The organism is Blautia sp. MSJ-19, assembly GCF_018918125.1.
In the GTDB taxonomy this organism is placed as follows: Bacteria; Bacillota; Clostridia; order Lachnospirales; family Lachnospiraceae; genus Blautia_A.
Window position 1 is genome coordinate 63,295 of sequence record NZ_JAHLQA010000035.1, and the last position, 16,870, is coordinate 80,164.

Annotated in this window: 17 protein-coding genes; 7 read left to right on the plus strand and 10 right to left on the minus strand. The window is 42.0% G+C overall.

From position 1 onward, the window contains the following. Positions 1 to 129: 129 nt before the first annotated feature. Positions 130 to 1,038, minus strand: a complete 909-nt coding sequence (locus KQI91_RS12520) for a LysR family transcriptional regulator (RefSeq protein ID WP_216393117.1) — start codon at positions 1,036 to 1,038, stop codon at positions 130 to 132. A gap of 227 nt (positions 1,039 to 1,265) precedes the next feature. Here KQI91_RS12520 and KQI91_RS12525 point away from each other — a divergent pair, with 227 nt between their 5' ends. Next, a complete protein-coding gene (locus KQI91_RS12525; RefSeq protein WP_216393118.1) occupies positions 1,266 to 2,603 on the plus strand; it encodes an MATE family efflux transporter in 1,338 nt (445 codons plus the stop codon). A 45-nt stretch (positions 2,604 to 2,648) separates the two neighbouring features. On the opposite strand, the gene rhaD is transcribed toward KQI91_RS12525, so the two are convergent. Further along, positions 2,649 to 3,479, minus strand: coding sequence for a rhamnulose-1-phosphate aldolase (gene rhaD / locus KQI91_RS12530; protein WP_216393119.1), 831 nt, complete (start codon positions 3,477 to 3,479; stop codon positions 2,649 to 2,651). A gap of 251 nt (positions 3,480 to 3,730) precedes the next feature. Here rhaD and KQI91_RS12535 point away from each other — a divergent pair, with 251 nt between their 5' ends. Further along, positions 3,731 to 4,285 (plus strand): prolyl-tRNA synthetase associated domain-containing protein, encoded by a 555-nt coding sequence (locus KQI91_RS12535; protein ID WP_216393120.1) that lies wholly within the window; start codon positions 3,731 to 3,733, stop codon positions 4,283 to 4,285. Between the two features lie 46 nt (positions 4,286 to 4,331). Then, positions 4,332 to 5,186, plus strand: a complete 855-nt coding sequence (locus tag KQI91_RS12540; RefSeq protein WP_216393121.1) for a YitT family protein — start codon at positions 4,332 to 4,334, stop codon at positions 5,184 to 5,186. Between the two features lie 103 nt (positions 5,187 to 5,289). Here KQI91_RS12540 and KQI91_RS12545 read toward each other — a convergent pair whose 3' ends face one another. Together KQI91_RS12545 and KQI91_RS12550 are read right to left on the minus strand one after the other, a co-directional pair. Next, on the minus strand, positions 5,290 to 6,663 hold the full coding sequence (locus tag KQI91_RS12545) for a sodium-dependent transporter (protein ID WP_216393122.1): 1,374 nt from the start codon (positions 6,661 to 6,663) through the stop codon (positions 5,290 to 5,292). Between the two features lie 204 nt (positions 6,664 to 6,867). Beyond that, complete coding sequence (locus KQI91_RS12550; RefSeq protein ID WP_216393123.1) at positions 6,868 to 7,992, minus strand: DUF362 domain-containing protein; 1,125 nt, start codon at positions 7,990 to 7,992, stop codon at positions 6,868 to 6,870. Positions 7,993 to 8,105: 113 nt separating this feature from the next. On the opposite strand from KQI91_RS12550, the gene KQI91_RS12555 reads away from it, so the two are divergent. Then, positions 8,106 to 8,510 (plus strand): MerR family transcriptional regulator, encoded by a 405-nt coding sequence (locus KQI91_RS12555; protein WP_216393124.1) that lies wholly within the window; start codon positions 8,106 to 8,108, stop codon positions 8,508 to 8,510. 37 nt (positions 8,511 to 8,547) lie between these two features. Then, a complete protein-coding gene (locus KQI91_RS12560; RefSeq protein ID WP_216393125.1) occupies positions 8,548 to 9,459 on the plus strand; it encodes an AraC family transcriptional regulator in 912 nt (303 codons plus the stop codon). 134 nt (positions 9,460 to 9,593) lie between these two features. Here KQI91_RS12560 and KQI91_RS12565 read toward each other — a convergent pair whose 3' ends face one another. Together KQI91_RS12565 and KQI91_RS12570 are read right to left on the minus strand one after the other, a co-directional pair. After that, positions 9,594 to 10,466 carry a DegV family protein gene (locus KQI91_RS12565; RefSeq protein ID WP_216393126.1) on the minus strand — a complete coding sequence of 291 codons (873 nt, stop codon included), beginning with the start codon at positions 10,464 to 10,466 and terminating at the stop codon, positions 9,594 to 9,596. 39 nt (positions 10,467 to 10,505) lie between these two features. Further along, positions 10,506 to 11,039: a TetR/AcrR family transcriptional regulator gene (locus KQI91_RS12570; protein WP_216393127.1), complete on the minus strand. Its 534-nt coding sequence runs from the start codon at positions 11,037 to 11,039 to the stop codon at positions 10,506 to 10,508. Positions 11,040 to 11,264: 225 nt separating this feature from the next. On the opposite strand from KQI91_RS12570, the gene KQI91_RS12575 reads away from it, so the two are divergent. Then, on the plus strand, positions 11,265 to 12,101 hold the full coding sequence (locus KQI91_RS12575) for a YitT family protein (protein ID WP_253288584.1): 837 nt from the start codon (positions 11,265 to 11,267) through the stop codon (positions 12,099 to 12,101). A 73-nt stretch (positions 12,102 to 12,174) separates the two neighbouring features. On the opposite strand, the gene KQI91_RS12580 is transcribed toward KQI91_RS12575, so the two are convergent. The 4 genes from KQI91_RS12580 to KQI91_RS12595 form a co-directional block, all read right to left on the minus strand. After that, positions 12,175 to 13,380, minus strand: a complete 1,206-nt coding sequence (locus KQI91_RS12580) for an anti-sigma-I factor RsgI family protein (RefSeq protein ID WP_216393128.1) — start codon at positions 13,378 to 13,380, stop codon at positions 12,175 to 12,177. Between the two features lie 4 nt (positions 13,381 to 13,384). Beyond that, positions 13,385 to 14,128 carry a sigma factor gene (locus KQI91_RS12585; protein WP_216393129.1) on the minus strand — a complete coding sequence of 248 codons (744 nt, stop codon included), beginning with the start codon at positions 14,126 to 14,128 and terminating at the stop codon, positions 13,385 to 13,387. A 62-nt stretch (positions 14,129 to 14,190) separates the two neighbouring features. Continuing rightward, on the minus strand, positions 14,191 to 14,697 hold the full coding sequence (locus tag KQI91_RS12590) for a hypothetical protein (RefSeq protein ID WP_216393130.1): 507 nt from the start codon (positions 14,695 to 14,697) through the stop codon (positions 14,191 to 14,193). Positions 14,698 to 14,882: 185 nt separating this feature from the next. Continuing rightward, the gene (locus KQI91_RS12595) at positions 14,883 to 15,716 is read right to left on the minus strand and encodes a carbon-nitrogen hydrolase family protein (protein WP_216393131.1); all 834 of its coding nucleotides are present in this window, start codon (positions 15,714 to 15,716) and stop codon (positions 14,883 to 14,885) included. 88 nt (positions 15,717 to 15,804) lie between these two features. On the opposite strand from KQI91_RS12595, the gene KQI91_RS12600 reads away from it, so the two are divergent. Continuing rightward, positions 15,805 to 16,824 carry a J domain-containing protein gene (locus KQI91_RS12600; protein WP_216393132.1) on the plus strand — a complete coding sequence of 340 codons (1,020 nt, stop codon included), beginning with the start codon at positions 15,805 to 15,807 and terminating at the stop codon, positions 16,822 to 16,824. Positions 16,825 to 16,870 lie beyond the last annotated feature (46 nt).

A 16,870-nucleotide genomic window follows, 5' to 3' on the forward strand; every position in this document is an offset into this window, starting at 1 on the left:
CTTCAATTATCATTTGGAAAAAGCTGATAATACTTCCTTTCCCCTCTAACTTAATTATGTTAGATGATAACGCAAATTTTTTCAATAGTATATGTTTTTATTTGCACATAAAAATACCACTGTCCAGGATCAGTCATAAAATCCGCTGTCTGAAAGAATCGTAAATTCCGGTGATTTACTCAGTTCGTGTCGCAGGATACGTAAAAAAGTCCGTTCAAAACGTATTTCACGGTTAACTTTTTTTACATAATAGATGATTCGGTCAGATGGAGGCACATCCAGTTTGCGTGTGGAAACATAAGGAAGTCTGCTGACTGTATCTGCGACGGAAAAAGGTGCGATCGCCCAGGTATCTTTCCAGGAAAGAAAATATTCCAGCAGGCTCATCTGATCCATAAAAGCATGATACTGAACTGTAGAACCAAACCAATAATCATGCCATGTCTGAAACTCCGGATTCCACGGAAGAAAAATTTCTTTGCGCGGATCCAGAGATTTCGTCGAGACAACATCCGGATAAGAACAGGAAGAATTGACCAGAAGAATCATCGGTTCCTGAAACAGCGGAATCGTTTCAAGATTCGGATAATAACGGTCATCGGATATCAGTGCCAGATCAACCATCCCATTCGCAACATAATCGTAAGCTTCAAAAGAATGACAATGTCGAAAACAGATCCTGATATTTTCCGGTTCGTTGGAAAGACTTCGAAAAACCTCAGGCAGAATATAGCTGCTGACACTGTTGATCGCTGAAATTTTCAAAAGATCCGAAGAATCCATTTCTTTAATATCTTTCGCTTCCTGCCAGAGGTCTTCCAGTCTGTGTGCGACAGAAATAAAGGCAGTTCCCCTTTCTGTTAATTCAATGCGTTTCTGTCCCTTTTTTCGTTGAAATAAAGAATATCCAAGTTCTGTTTCCAGTGCCTGAATGCGGCGGGTAAGAGCAGGCTGTGTGACAAAAAGACTGTCCGCAGCCGCAGAAATAGAGCCATGTTTTATAATTTCAAAGAACGCTTCAATCTCAGAATATGTCATCGCACTCATCTCCTGTCCTGAAATAAATATAAAATAATGCTTATATTATACATATTAAATATGCATTTTACAATGTATTTGATTTTCCATATATTAATACTTGTTGAAAGTATGTCTCGGGATATTACCTGTGAATAGTAACTTGAAAATAACTGCTATTTTTTCGACACAATATACAGAAAAAATATGGTACTGTCAGATCAGATGAAAGTAAAAACGAGATTGATATGGAAAAAACAAAAGATTTACTTCATGGAAATATAAAGAAAGAACTGATCGCATTGATGCTTCCCCTGATCATGGGAAATATCCTGCAGCAGTTTTATAATACAATTGATTCGATGATTGTTGGACGTTATGTGGGAAGCACCGCATTTGCGGCAGTAGGGGTCGCCGGAAGTGTCATGAACCTGTTCATTTTTATGTTAAATGGCGGGTGTAATGGGATATCCGTTATTTTTGCGGAATTATATGGACAGAAGAAATGGGAACTGCTGCGAAGAGAAAGCTTTTTATCCCTGTTACTGGGTGGAGGCGCAACACTTGGACTGAGTTTCATAAGCCTGAGTTTGCTTTCTCAGATTCTGAACGTGATAAAAACACCGGCAGAAGTATCTCCTTATGCATGGGATTATTTATGGATCATTCTTCTGGGACTTCCAGTCACATTTTTTTATAACTGGTGTGCGGCAGTCCTGCAAGCCGCAGGAGATACCCAAATACCATTGTATACTCTGCTGATATCAATGCTTCTGAATATCGTGCTGGATTTTCTTTTTGTTGCGGAAATGCATATGGGAACCGCAGGAACTGCCATTGCCACAGTTACTGCACAATTTACAGCCTCTGTTATCTGTATGGCAGTTATGCAAAAGAAGCACCCGGAATTCTTTTTCGGGCGAAAAGATCTGGTCATGGATACGGGACTGATAAAAAAGACGGCAAAATATGGCTCCGTTTCAGCACTCCATCAGTCAAGCCTCTATATTGGAAAACTCCTTGTACAGGGAGCCGTCAACACAGGTGGTACGGATATGATATCGGCATATACTGCAACTACACGTATTGAGGGATTTGCCAACTCATTCAGTGACAGTGGTGCTGTCGCAATTTCCGTATTTACCGCTCAAAATCGCGGTGCCAGGAAGAAAGGCAGAGTCAGGGCCGGTCTCCGACAGGGACTGACAGTCATGCTTACGCTGGCAGTCACTTTGTCCATTCTGATGATTTTAGTTACAAAAAAAGCCGTTATATTGTTAATGGGAAATCCATCTTCCAGCGTTTTGCAAAATGCAGATGAATATATTGTAATTATCTCGTTCTTCTACTTCCTTTGCTTCACCGGAAGCTCTTTTGTGGGCTTTTTCCGAGGAATCGGAAGAGTAGAAGTTCCGGTGATTGGAACGATCATCCAGATTTCCATTCGTGTTGTGATTTCTTACCTGTTGATCAACAGGCTGGGACTTAAAGCAGTCGCACTGGCAACCGGAATTGGCTGGGCAGTGATTGTGCTTTATCAGATCTTCACTTATCGCAGAACCCGGTGTAAAGAAAATGCATCTTAAAAGGAGAAGCCTGAAAAGACTTCTCCTTCGTTATCTGTTCGTTATTTATTCTTTTTCATAAAGAAATTCTTCCGGCAATGTCACTTTGAAATCTTTTGCAAGGGCACGGAAATTGTCCGGCTGGATCGTCTGAAGCTTATGTGGTGACATGGACAGGATCTTTACCAGAATCTCTGCAGATTTTTCTACTGTATGGAGCAGACCGAAGGTCAGGTCAAAGTCTTCTCCTGAACAGAACATTCCATGATGTGCCCAGATGACTACATCATATTTTTTCATCAGTTCTGCAGTCTTTACTGCAATTTCTCTTCCACCAGGAACCATCCACGGAACGACTCCGACTCCATCCGGAAATACGACCGGGCATTCTGTTGCAGATTCCCAGAGTTCTCTGGTAAATACCTTGTCATCCAACGGAAGAACAAAAGTCAGTGCAATTGTGTTGGTCGTATGCGCATGATAGATGACACGGTGTTTTCCGTTTGTCAGTTTCTTCTTTACTTCATGGTTCATCAGGTGTGTCGGCAGCTCACTGGTCGGTCTTCCACCCTCTACCAGCCCCCAGCGGATACGATAATTGGTTCCTGTTTCATCCAGTTCAATGATCGCCAGACATACTTCCGGGTCAACAATGATATTACGGAAATACTTGCCACTTCCTGTTACAAGAAAAAATTCTCCGGCAAGTCCAGGTACTTCTGTTCCGATCGGAGTCCACTCTCCCGGAGCATTCAGACGTGGACGAATCATTTCAACTTCTTCTGCTTTCAGGCGGTAGCTTAAGTTACCACCGTTTCTTTCATGCCATCCCTGCAGATAACCGTCATTTGCCATTTTGATAAATCCCTGTACGAATTTTGTCTCTAAAATTTTCATGATATTTATTCCTCCGATTCTGATCTCTAACTCTTGTCTGTATATGGGCAGACTTATTGCGTTTGTGGTTTTATGTTGTTTATCATTGCTTTTATTGTGGTTTCTCTTTGTTTCTGTCTGCATTATATATGGTTTTTTGTGGTTTGTAAAGACCCTTTTTCAAAAAATTATCACAAAACCACATTTTATTGACAACAACTATACGAAAGGGGTACACTCACAGATATGAAATAAGAAAAGGAGTCGTAACAATGGAATTACAGAATGGAAGACCTGAAAATACCTCAGGGAGACTTGATAAAGAAATTCGTGTCTATGATCTGCTCGATAAACTGGGCGTAGCTTATCAGCGTGTAGATCACGAAGCAGCTATGACGATGGAAGCCTGTGAAGAGATTGACCGGACACTCGGTGATGACACCGCAATCTGCAAGAACCTGTTCCTTTGCAACCGCCAGGAAACAAACTTTTACCTGCTTCTGATGCCTGGCGATAAACCATTCAAGACCAAAGATCTTTCTGCACAGATCAACTCTGCCAGATTATCCTTTGCCAAACCAGAATACATGGAAAAATATCTGGATATTACTCCGGGATCTGTCAGTGTCATGGGGCTGATGAACGACCATGAAAAGAAAGTGCAGCTGCTGATCGATGAGGATGTCATGAAGGATCCTTATTTTGGATGCCATCCATGCATCAATACTTCAAGTCTCAAGTTCACGACAGAAGACCTTAGGGAAAAGATCATTCCGGCTCTCGGACATGAACCGATCATGGTAAATCTCCCAAATCCGGAAGCCTGAGTCAGGTATTTCTAAATAATCCAAATACAGAAAAGGATTTTCTTCTATGAAAACACAATTGAATTATGCAAAAATCTTTATGGAAACAGTAATCCTGACCGTTGCCGTTGCAATTATCGCTGCCGCAGTATACTTTTTCCTCGTACCAAGCCATACTTCGGTCAGCAGTATCTCCGGTCTCGGTATCGTGCTGTCCAACTTTGTTCCATTGCCACTGTCCGCAATTACCATGATTCTGAACGTCGTACTTCTGATCATTGGATTCTTTACCTGTGGCAGAGAATTCGGAGTAAAAACTGTTTACACCAGCATCATGCTTCCGGTCTTTCTTGGGCTGTTTGAAAAAATTTTTCCTGATTTCAGCTCCATGACCAGCAGCCAGGAACTGGATGTACTTTGCTACATTCTGGTTGTCAGTGTCGGGCTGAGTATCCTTTTTAACCGAAATGCATCTTCTGGCGGACTGGATATTGTTGCAAAGATCATGAACAAATACCTGCATATGGAACTTGGAAAAGCAATGTCACTTTCCGGTATGTGCGTAGCACTTTCTGCGGCACTGGTTTATGACAAAAAGACCGTTGTTTTAAGTATTCTTGGAACCTATTTCAATGGTATTGTGCTCGACCATTTTATCTTTGACCACAACATCAAAAGGCGTGTATGTATCATTACAAAAAAAGAAGAAGAGCTTCGAAATTTCATTATCCATGAACTGCACAGCGGAGCTACTGTTTATGAAGCCTACGGGGCTTACAACATGCAAAAACGAAATGAGCTCATCACGATCGTAGATAAAACAGAGTATCAGAAATTGATGAACTTCATCAACAAAGAAGATCCTCTCGCATTTATCACTGTTTACAATGTATCCGATATGCGCTACCAGCCCAAAATGTGATTCAACGTAAAACCTGCATTGACCTTCTAAGTACATAAAAAACCGCAGTTCCTGTACATCATTTCTATACATACAGGATACTGCGGTTTTACTATTTATCCTCTTACATGGAAATCCATCCAAATGCATTTGCCACAGAACTGAGCAGGATGATAACTGCAAAGATCGGACAGAGGTATTTAATCATAAAATTGAAGACTTTTTTTCTCTTAAAAGATCCACCCTCAAGCATCACTTCCTCTTCAATTTTTTTCACACCGATCACTCTGGATACCAGAAGGCAGGTTGCAAGTGCCGCAATCGGCATCATTACAGAGTTCGTCAGGAAATCAAAGAAATCAAGAAACTGCATTCCAATGATCTTTACAAACCCAAGCGGTCCATACCCCAATGAAGAAAGACTTCCCAGAACGATCATAATTGCGCCTACAACCAGTGTAGATTTCTGTCTGCACCATCTCAGTTCATCCTGGAATGTGGATACCGCACTCTCTGTCAGTGCGATGGAGCTTGTCAGTGCCGCACAGAGCACCAGCACAAAGAACAGAATTCCTACCGGTGTTCCAAGTCCCATACTTGCAAAAACTTTTGGGATTGTGATAAACATCAATGCCGGACCAGCCTGCAGTGTATCCGGATCTCCACCTGAGAATGCAAAAACTGCCGGAATGATCATCAGACCTGCCATAATTGCGATTGCAGTGTCAAAGATCTCAACATTTGTTGTAGAACCTTCAATAGAGACATCTTTTTTCATATACGAACCAAATGTCACCAGAATACCCATTGCAATCGATAATGAATAAAACATCTGTCCCATGGCTGATACTACTGTCATCCAGGAGAAATTCTCAAAGTTCGGAATCAGGAAATATTTCACACCTTCCAGTGCTCCCGGTCTGGTCACAGAATAAATTGTGATCAGTACAGATAAAAATACCAGCATCGGCATCATAAATTTTGATACACGTTCTACACCATTTCGAACTCCGGCATAAATGATTCCTATTGTAAATAATGCAAATACCAGGAAACAGACTTCTGTCGAAACTCCATTTGAGATAAACTCTGAGAAGTACCCGTCTGTTGCCAGTTTCTGGCTGTTTCCTTTTACATATTCAACCAGATATTTGATTACCCATCCGCCAATTACCGAATAATATGGTACTATCAGAATTGGAATGATCGCATTGATCCATCCGCCTAAAGATAACCATTTTGATTTGCCAAATTTACCAAATGCTCCTACCGGACTTTTCTTCGTCATACGTCCAAGAGCTGTCTCTGCCATGATCATAGAATATCCAAACGTAAGTGCCAGGATAATATAGATCAGCAGAAAGATTCCGCCGCCGTATTTGGCGGCAAGATACGGAAACCTCCAGATGTTTCCGAGGCCAACCGATGCACCGGCAGCCGACAGTACGAATCCCAGCTTACCGGAAAACGTACTTCTCTCATGATGATGCTGTTCCATAAAATCTACCTTTCCCCATCCATATATTTTCGCTCAAATTTCCCCATTGCTCTTCCATTTCAGCTTCTTATAATAATACCATGGTTTCGCAGCTTAGGCAAATGATATATCAATGTATGGTATGCCACAATCCACACATAAAAAGATGCAGATCCTGTTCTTTATGGACCTGCATCATGATTTTATACAAACTCTGTACGTCTGTTATTTAATTCTCTTTAATTCATATTCTCTGGTTCCAAGTCCGATCTTCTCTGCCTGATCCAGAGTTGCTTTCCATTCAATATTTGGATTGGAATCTTTGAAATGATCATGATGACAATGCCAGCCAGGTTCTGCCAGATGTTCTCCAAGCTGACTGTTCTCGATCGGTGTTGCCTTCAGACAGGCATCTGCACATGCCTGATCCAGTGCAACCGGGTCAAAGCTTGCGAACATTCCGATATCCGGGAGAATCGGCGCATCGTTTTCTCCATGACAATCACAGTTCGGACTGATATCCTGAACCAGTGCAATATGAAAATGTGGCCGGCCATGACAGACTGCCTGTGCATATTCTGCCATTTTTCGATCAAGAAGCTCATTGGCACTGTCATTCGGATTATATACAGCATCAAAACTGCAGGCTCCGATGCAGCGTCCGCAACCTTTGCATTTATCATAGTCAATTATGGCTTTTTTGTTTACATAAGTAATCGCATCACTTCCACATTCTTTTGCACAGCGGCGGCAGCCACGACAGACCTCTTCATTAATTGCCGGTTTTCCACTTGCATGCTGCTGCATTTTTCCTGCACGGCTTCCACAGCCCATACCAATATTCTTAAGTGCCCCGCCAAATCCGGTTGCCTCATGGCCTTTGAAATGGCTCAGACTGATAAAGATATCTGCATCCATAATTGCATGACCGATCAACGCTGTCTTACAATACTCTCCATTTACGACCGGAACCTCCACTTCATCTGTTCCACGCAGTCCATCTCCAATAATGATCTGACAGCCCGTTGTGATCGTGTTGAATCCATTCAGATTTGCACAATCCAAATGTTCCAGTGCATTTTTTCTGCTTCCCGGATACAATGTATTACAGTCTGTCAGGAACGGCATACCACCCTGCTCTTTGCACAGATCAGCAACCACTTTTGCATAATTCGGGCGAAGAAAAGCCATGTTTCCCAGCTCACCAAAATGCATTTTGATCGCTACAAATTTTCCATCCATATCAATATCTTTGATACCAGCCACAATACAGAGTTTTTTTAACTTATCAAGCTGGCTTGTTCCCACTGGACAACGAAAATCTGTAAAATAAACCGTCGATTTTTCCATTTTAATCCCTCCTGAAGATGATTTATCGTAACTGTTCAGTATCCTTACAGTTACGATTTGTCTTTACAAAAGAATAGCACTTCAAGTATACTTGAAGTCAAGGAGGTTTTTACATGAGAACTTATAGCATTCGTGAAATATCTGAACTTTTTTCCCTTCCGGCATCCACACTCCGTTATTATGAAAGCGAGGGATTACTTCCCTGTGTGGAAAAATCTTCTTCCGGTCAGCGAATCTACACGGAAGAACATATTGAACGCCTCAACTGCATTAACTGTTTTAAGCGTACCGGTATGACAATTCCACAGCTTCGGAAATTTTTTGAATATGAGACGGACGAAGCCCAACACATTGATGACATCATTCATCTTCTGGAAGATCAGGAAAAACAAGTAGATGAAAAACTCAGGCAGCTTCAGAAGGACTCTGCACATGTTCATCATAAAGTAGCTCATTACAAAGCGATCAAACATGCTCTGGAAAACAATCTGGCACTGCCTGTGTGGGAAGAACTCTGAATCTTCAGCCAAAAATTTCTAAGGGAATATACAAACCATGAAAAAAATAGACGCTGTTATCTTTCAGCCGGGAAGTCGCGAGGAACTGCTTCCTGGTTTTTCACAGGAGTTTCCATATATCTGCTCCTGCTCCGAACTGGATAAATATCCCGACCGTTCTGCCCCGTGGCACTGGCACAAAGCAGTCGAATTGTTTTATATGGAAAAAGGCTCCATAGAATACTATACTTCAAGTGGCAGAACAGTCATCCCCGAAGGCAGTGGTGGAATCGTAAATTCTAATGTACTCCATATGACCAGAGCCCTTTCCACATCCGGCACAGTCAGAAGTACACTGCACATCTTTGATACTTCCCTTATCGGTGGCAGACATGGAAGTCGGATCGAGCAAAAATATATTACACCTGTCATCACTGCATCCCGGATTGAACTGCTTGTTTTATCACCAGATAATCACCGGCATACACAACTGCTGAATCTGCTCCGTGATTCCTTCCTCATATCTGAGCAGGATCTGGGCTATGAACTCAGACTCAGATCTGCTTTGTCGGAAATCTGGCTTGGTATTTACAGAGAAGCTCTTCCTCTGCTTGAAAAATCCGAAAATGAGATACTGGACAGTAGTCGTTTAAAGGAATTAATGACCTATGTACATGAACATTTTTCCGAAAAGATCACCGTACAGCAGCTTTCTTCAAATGCTCTCATGAGTGAACGTGAATGTTTCCGTCTCTTCCACGACTGTCTGCATACAAGCCCTATGGAATATGTCCGCAACTACCGCCTGCAAATGGCATGTCAGATGCTGATTGAAAGCAAAGATTCCATTACTGTCATCAGCCATACCTGTGGTCTTGGCAACAGCAGCCACTTCGGTAAGATTTTTCGGGAAGCTATGAACTGCACACCATCGGAGTATCGCCAAAAATGGCAGAATCACGATATATGACGGCAGAGATGATATATTTTTTCTCCCATCCCTGTACTATACTGAACATACACCAAATCATAGTTAAAAAAAGATGCCTGGCCACCTTCCTTGCCGGCATCTTTTTTGCTGTATTGTCTTATCTGAATTGATTTTTATACCGGCTTACAGGTGCATCCGATACCAAGTCCATCCGGACCAATGTGGCAGGACAAACCAAAAGACAGTTTATCACACATGACTTCCATTCCCGGGAAGCTTTCTTTGATCTGATTTACCCATTCTTCAGTCACTTCATCAGTGCTGCTTGAGGCCGCCATCAGATATACTTTACCGGCAGCGTATTCTTCACGGAAATTGGTTTCCAGTTCATGTTTCATTGCATCGATCATGACTTTGCGAGACTTCTTCATGCCGCGGCATTTCTGGTAAGTGTCCAGTGTGCCTGTGCTGAAGTGCATGACAGGTTTGATGTTCAGGACATCTGCTGCCAATGCTGTCATGGAGCTGACTCTTCCACCTTTTTTGAGGTATTCCAGAGTGCTGAGCCCGATATAGATCGTCATCTTTTCTCTGGTCTCCTCGAGAATCTTCTTGATCTCGGCTGCACTGTATCCTTTTTCTGCCATTTCCACTGCATCAAGGACGGAACGATGCATCGGTGTCGCCACACGACCATTGTCTACAACAAATACTTTGCCGGTAAATTCGTCTTCGTTTGCCATTGCTTCTGCTGCCATGCAGGAACCACTTAATGCACTGCTGAGTGGAATGTAGACAATTTCTTCATATTCTTTAAGCATTTCTTTCCACATAACTATGACTTCTGCCGGTGACGGCTGGGATGTAGACACATCCACACCCTTTCGGAGCATGTCATAAAATTCATCCCTGGAAAGATCTACGCCTTCACGATGCAGCTTCTCTCCGATATAAAATGGCATCGAAAGTACTTTAATTCCAAGCCTCTGCGCTTCCTCGCTCAAAATCCCACTGTGGCTGTCTGTCATGATTCCTGTTTTCTTCATAATATTTTTCCCCCGTATTCTGTTTTTTAACCTGTATTCCTATAATACTTTGATGATTGGCATTACATAATCGATCATCTCTTCTGGTGTTTCTTTCATTTCATCCATGATCCAGCGTCTGGATACGCCATCCAGCACGCAGAGCTTTACGACCCATCCATATTTCTCAGGCATATCCGGATCTGCGGATTCTACTGCTTTACGTCTTTCATGGATCTTCTCTCCGAGACGTTTCGTAAAAAGATCCATATTAAGTCCCCGGATTGCCCACATCTCCTTATAATTCAAAGAGATCTGATAAAAATAATTAAACAGATATTCTCGCAGCTTGCGCTCATCTGTCGTATCAAGCAGCGGCAGAAATTCAATATTCAGTTTCTCTGCAGTCGCATCTGCGATGCTGTCCAGTACTTCCGAAATGGACGCGAAATTTCTGTAAAAAGAAACCCTCGCAACTTTCGCCTCCTGTACGATATCTGTTACTGTGATATCCAGGTAGGATTTCTGTGTCATAAGGCGGAGAAATGCCTGCTCTATTTCACTTTTTGCAGAATGATTTTCTTTTTTGTTCATAGCCTGTCCTTCTCTGATCTTGTCAGCGTGGTTATGTTGGATAGTTATAGTTTAGTTCATATATGTTACATTTTGTTTCATCAAAGAACTGTATTGTATCATCTATAAAAAAATATGTCAACAAATGAAGAAAATTTCTTCTCTTTTTATATTCTGAGTCAATAGACATTTTTAATGCTTTCTGTTACTATTACAAAATAAAAACAGCTCAGGAGATGGTGACTATTGAACAAGAAATTCAAAGAATTATTCTCGTATCTTGCAATCATGGCAGGTGCACTTATTGCCAGTTTCTCGGTTGCCTGCATTTTACTTCCCAATGATGCAATTGATTATGGAACTGCCGGAATCGCAATCATCATAAGCAGACTTACCGGTTATAATCTGTCGCTCTGCGTTCTCATCGTCTTTCTCCCATTTCTTGCTGCCGGCATTTTTCTGCTTGGAAAACATTTTTTCGCCAAAACTTTTATCGGTTTTATCGTATATACTCTTGGTCTTGCCTATTTTGAAAAAATCCCGTTTGAACTTAATACAGAACATTTTCTGGCTGTCGCATTCGGCGGAATGATCCTGGGAATCGGACTTTCACTTATCCTGCGTAATGGTGGCTGTATTGATGGTTCGGAAATTTTTGCCAATATCATTGTAAAACATATCTATAACCGTACCGGAAAAGATTACAGTATTTCTTATCTGCTGGTTGGATTCAATATCTGTGTATATGTTGCTGTATTTGTACTGGTCAACCGGGATGCAGCAATGCTGAGTCTTCTTGTATATATCATTGCTACAGCCATCATTGATCACTTTACCGATCACTATGAAGCCATCAAGCAGGTAACAATTATCACTAAGGATCCTGATGAGATCATACGAGAAATAAAAGAAGACCTGAATAAGACATGTACCATCATCAACTCCTCCGGTGTCATCGCCGGAGACAACAAGACACTGATCTGTTATGTGAATTACTTTGAACTACAGCAGATCAAAAAAATCATTTCAAAAAACAAAGGAACTTTCAGCACAGTTTCCACTATTGAAGAAATTCTTCGCTAACCAAAAAAGTGTCAGAGAAATTCTATTAAAAATTTCCCTGACACTTTTCTGCACATTGATTTTTGCCTGACTCTTATTCTAAAATATCTGGTTCCTGCCGGCTTACACCTGCACCGCCATTATCCTGATTTTGCTGCGGTACAGAATTCTGTGCATCCTCCACATGGGAATTACCGGACAATTGTCCGAAATTCCCTGTATTGTTGTCTGTCTTCGATTGTTCTGTTCGAGTCTGTCCTGCGTTGTTTCCTGTATCATCCCCTGTGTCGTTTTGGTTTATATTGTTCTGATCTATATTCTGGGAAGACTGGTTTTCTGTAGTTTGTTTTGCTCTGGAATTCTGGCCTGCTTCTGTATTATTGTTCGTACTGCTCTGATCGTTCTGCTGTGATTCCTGTCGGCTGCTCTTCTGATCATCGTTTGTATCTGCTTTGCTGCTGTTGCTTTGACGGGAATTTTCATCCTTTTTCTCTGACTTGCTGTCAGAGTTGGATTTCGGTTCTTTCTCGGAAGTTTCTGCCTGTTTTGAATCCGCGGAAGAACTCGGCAGTTCTCCGGAAGTTTCCAGAAGCTCTTTTACTTTCATATCTTTATATTTTGAAACATCTTCATCACCAATCGCCTTGATTTCTTTGTACTCTCCTGCAGAAATGCCGAGTTCTCTGGCTTCTTTTCGCTCTGAAACAGTTGAATCTGTCATGGTAAGATGTATATTTTCTTCATTATCTATATTCATTTTGTCAAACACACCCTGTGCTTCTTTTTTCAGTGATTCGCTTTTCTTATCACTGTCGGAAGCTACATTGATCAATATATAATCCGTCTCATCCTCTATAATATAACCATTCTCCTGAAGGATCTCTGCGGTCATGGAGATTGCGTCTGCGAGAGGTTCTTTTTTTATCCCCTGCTCTTTAAGCTGTTCTACAATTTCTTCGGCATCTTTATTTACTGCAGTTACATCCAATACACAATCCTGCCTGTTTAAAGTGTATTCAATTGACGGATTAATATCCAGAGATACATAGGAGCAGGCAATTGCAGTATTATAAACATGGCTTCCACCAAAGCCCAGAAGGAGGGCTGCGGCAGCTGCCACACTTCCATACTGTCTGAGCTTTTTGTAAAATACTACTTTTTTATCCGGACAGATTTCTGCATCCGAAATGTCAATAGAATCACCAACCGCAAGGCCATTCCGACGGATCTTTACAATCTGTCCGTCTTCGCAGAGAACTGCCGCTTCATTTTTTCTGATTTCAAGTACAACTGCTTTCATAATCTTATTCCAATGCCTCTCTTATGTACTCCATGTAATCTTTCAGCAACGGATACTCTCCATTCATGATTTCTGCTGCTGCAATAATATATCTCCTGTGCCTCTCCACAACTTTTCTTGACAGCCCTGAAATTTTCAGAAGCTCTTTCATCGGAAGGCTCCTGCTGTCACGCATTTTCTGAAAAAGCTCAGGATTTTTTAACAGGGTGGCTACGGCTCTTGCGCAGACACTCCTGGTTTTTTCTGCTTTTGGCGAGCATTCTGTCAGATCAAAAAAGGAAAATCCATATCTTGCAAGAAGCTGCTGGACTGCCTCGATTTCATCCTTTATCGCAGTACTTTCCTGTACTTCAGAAATCTCAGCTGACTTTGAGCGCACCTCGAGTTCAAGTGGAGATGCCGTTTCATCTTCTACATTTCCATCCATCGTTTCAGGCTCCAGACTGATCTCAGACTGATGCCTCGATTGTGAAATCATGTAATCAGTCAGTCTTCTTTTAATCACCAGCGCTGCAAAGGATTTGAAACTTCCCTTTGTGTCATCATAAGAGCGTACTGCCTCATGAAAAGCGATCAGGGCTACCGACCACTCATCATCGCTCTCTGTGACAAAACGGCCTGTTGCACGGGACGCGCTGCTTTTGATAAATCTTTTATTTTCCAATATGAACTGATTAAGATACTTTTCATCCTGCTGTGCTTTTTTTACCGGAGAAAAAGCATCGTTGAATGCTGCCAGTATAAACATATGTACTCCCGATTAATGGCTCCGTCCGAAAACGGAGCCCTGTGTATATTACTGAAATAATTTTATGCTACGTTGTCAGATCCGTCAACGGTTACTCCCTGTGGAAGATCTGGTTTTTCATTGCCTTCCTTCATAGCATCTTCGTCGGATTTCTTTCCAAGTTCGCCCTGCTGTCCGCCCTGAGGTCCCTTGCCGTCATCGTTATCTGACGGTTTTTCCGGTGGGGTCTGAGTGTCATCTCCTGCCGGTCGCTGTGTCTCATCCCCATCTGGTTTCTCCGGCGGTGTCTGAGTATCGTCACCATCCGGTCTTTCCATTGGAGCATCGAAATCATCAGTAGTCACACCATCTGGAAGATCTGGTGTCGGGTTGCCTTCTTTCATAGCCTCTTCATCAGATTTTCTTCCAAGCTGTCCATCTGCCGGTTTCTGATCATCAGATGGTTTCTCTCCGTTCTGCTCTATTGTACTCTGGTTCTGCTGTGTTGTAGCTGCATAAGCAGGTACTCCTGCTGCTGAAATTGAAAGTGCTGCTGCCATTCCTGCAAGTAAAATTCTTTTGTTCATCATAATAAAAATCTCCTTTCATGTTATGCATTTTGCATATTCGATATCTCGCTTCAGTTGTCTGTCGGTTTGTTTTATATTGCTCTTTATTTCCTCCGACACTATATAATTCGGACACTTTGGGATAAAAAATGGGGTCAGAGAAAATTTTTTAAAAAAAATTCCCCTGACCCTTTTTATCATGCTGTTTACTTGCAAACCTTTTCTAACTGATACATATCCTTACGTCTGCTCTTCAATAATGGTAATTCTTCTCTTACCTGCTCTTCATAGTCCATATCTAGTTCTGCCAGAAGAATTCCTTCTTTTTCATCCAACATATTTATAACGCTACCCCATGGATCTGTAACAATAGAATGTCCCCATGAAATATAGCCTGCCGCCACATCACGTGCCGGAGCACATCCAACCATATAAATCTGATTGTCCAACGCCCTGGTCCTAAAAGACAGTTCCCAGTGTGCAGGACCGGTTGTCATATTGAATGCCGCCGGAACAAAAATCACTTTCGCACCATCATTTACCATCATGCGGGATAATTCCGGAAAACGAATGTCAAAACAGATCATGACTCCCATTTTTCCAAATTCTGTATCAAATACCGTATCACTATCTCCCGCAGTTAACGTATCTGATTCTTTGAATGTCTGGCCACCTTTGACATCAATATCAAATAAATGTGCTTTTCTGTGTTTCCCGATCTGTTTTCCTTCACGGTCAAAAACATAGGATGCATTATAAACATTTCCTTCTGTATCTTTTTCCGGCATGGATCCTCCGATCAGATAGATTCCATACTGTTTTGCGTATACAGATAACTGCTGCCATACCGGGCCGCCTTCTTCTTCCGCATAAACTGGGAAGTTTGGTGTCTGATATGGACAACAGAACATTTCCGGAAGAATTACAAAATCTGGTTTTTCATCTTTTATTTTTTCGAGATATGTTCCAACTGTTCTTACATTTTCCATTTTGTCAGTCACTGTCGGCATCTGTATTGCTGCAATCTTTATTTTAGACATTTATTTTCTCTCCTTCTAAATCTTTTCTCTCTGGAACGATAGTTTCTTTCATGCTATGATAACCTTATTCTATCAGAGGAGAATGCTTATGACCAGAATAAAAGCCTGCCAGATTCTTGGCATCGCCATCAACACGGATATGACAGAAATCAAGAAAGTCTACCGCCAACTGATGCATCAGGTGCATCCAGATACAGATGCTTTTCATACAATAAAATATGACTACACTGCGCAGGAAATCAACGAAGCGTATGCATTTCTATGCAAGGCATGCAATACACAGGCAAAATCTGCCTTCTCCAAAAACACCGATTTTTCCAGGAAATCCTCTTATTCCAGAGAAACCTCAAATGCTTCCAGCTCCACCCGCACCAGAAGTGCTTCTTCCACTCCACCGAAGAAAAAACGCTGGAATGCTCCACTTAACCCCACAGCCTACACGGAACGTAACATCTACCATTATGTAGAAGATTATGACTGCAGCATTATCGGAAGCATCGTACTCGACACCGGCAAATTTCTCTGGCAACCAGAAGAAGACTTTCCGCTTTTCCTGAAAAGTATCATGGAATGCAGCAAAAAACTCCTCGATCAGGCTGAGCAGGAATCCGGATATACTCCAAATCCCTCCCGTCGTGCAGATATTCAGGCAAAACTGGTCTATCTCCTTGCCCAGCAGTTTATTGATGCCTCTGAGACTCTGAAACTTCTGGTAAAGCCATCTGTCAAAGAAACCTGCAGTATTTATCAGATTCCTGCAATGCTGGAGTTATCTTTACAGGCACCTGCCCTGCCTGCCGGCGCTACGCTTTATCCTGCTGCCATCACCAGACATCGCCTGTACCTGAAATCATCCGACAGCCAGAACGCCGGTTATCTTTCTTTCCATGACGACCGCCTGTACTACATCGTCATTCCTCTTTTTGAACAGCACAGGGCACAGGTAAAGATCCGCATTGCAAAAGAGCAGCAACAGAAAAAATCACGTAATTCCAGCCGATACAAAAATCTCGATTTCTGGCTCAAAGTTCCCCACACAGCCGAAGGAACTTTCCCCGAAAATATCTCTTTACAGATCAAAAGCCTGTTGCATGATTACGTTAACTGATCATACAACAGGCTTTATAAATTCTAATCAGACAATCCCGCTGGAT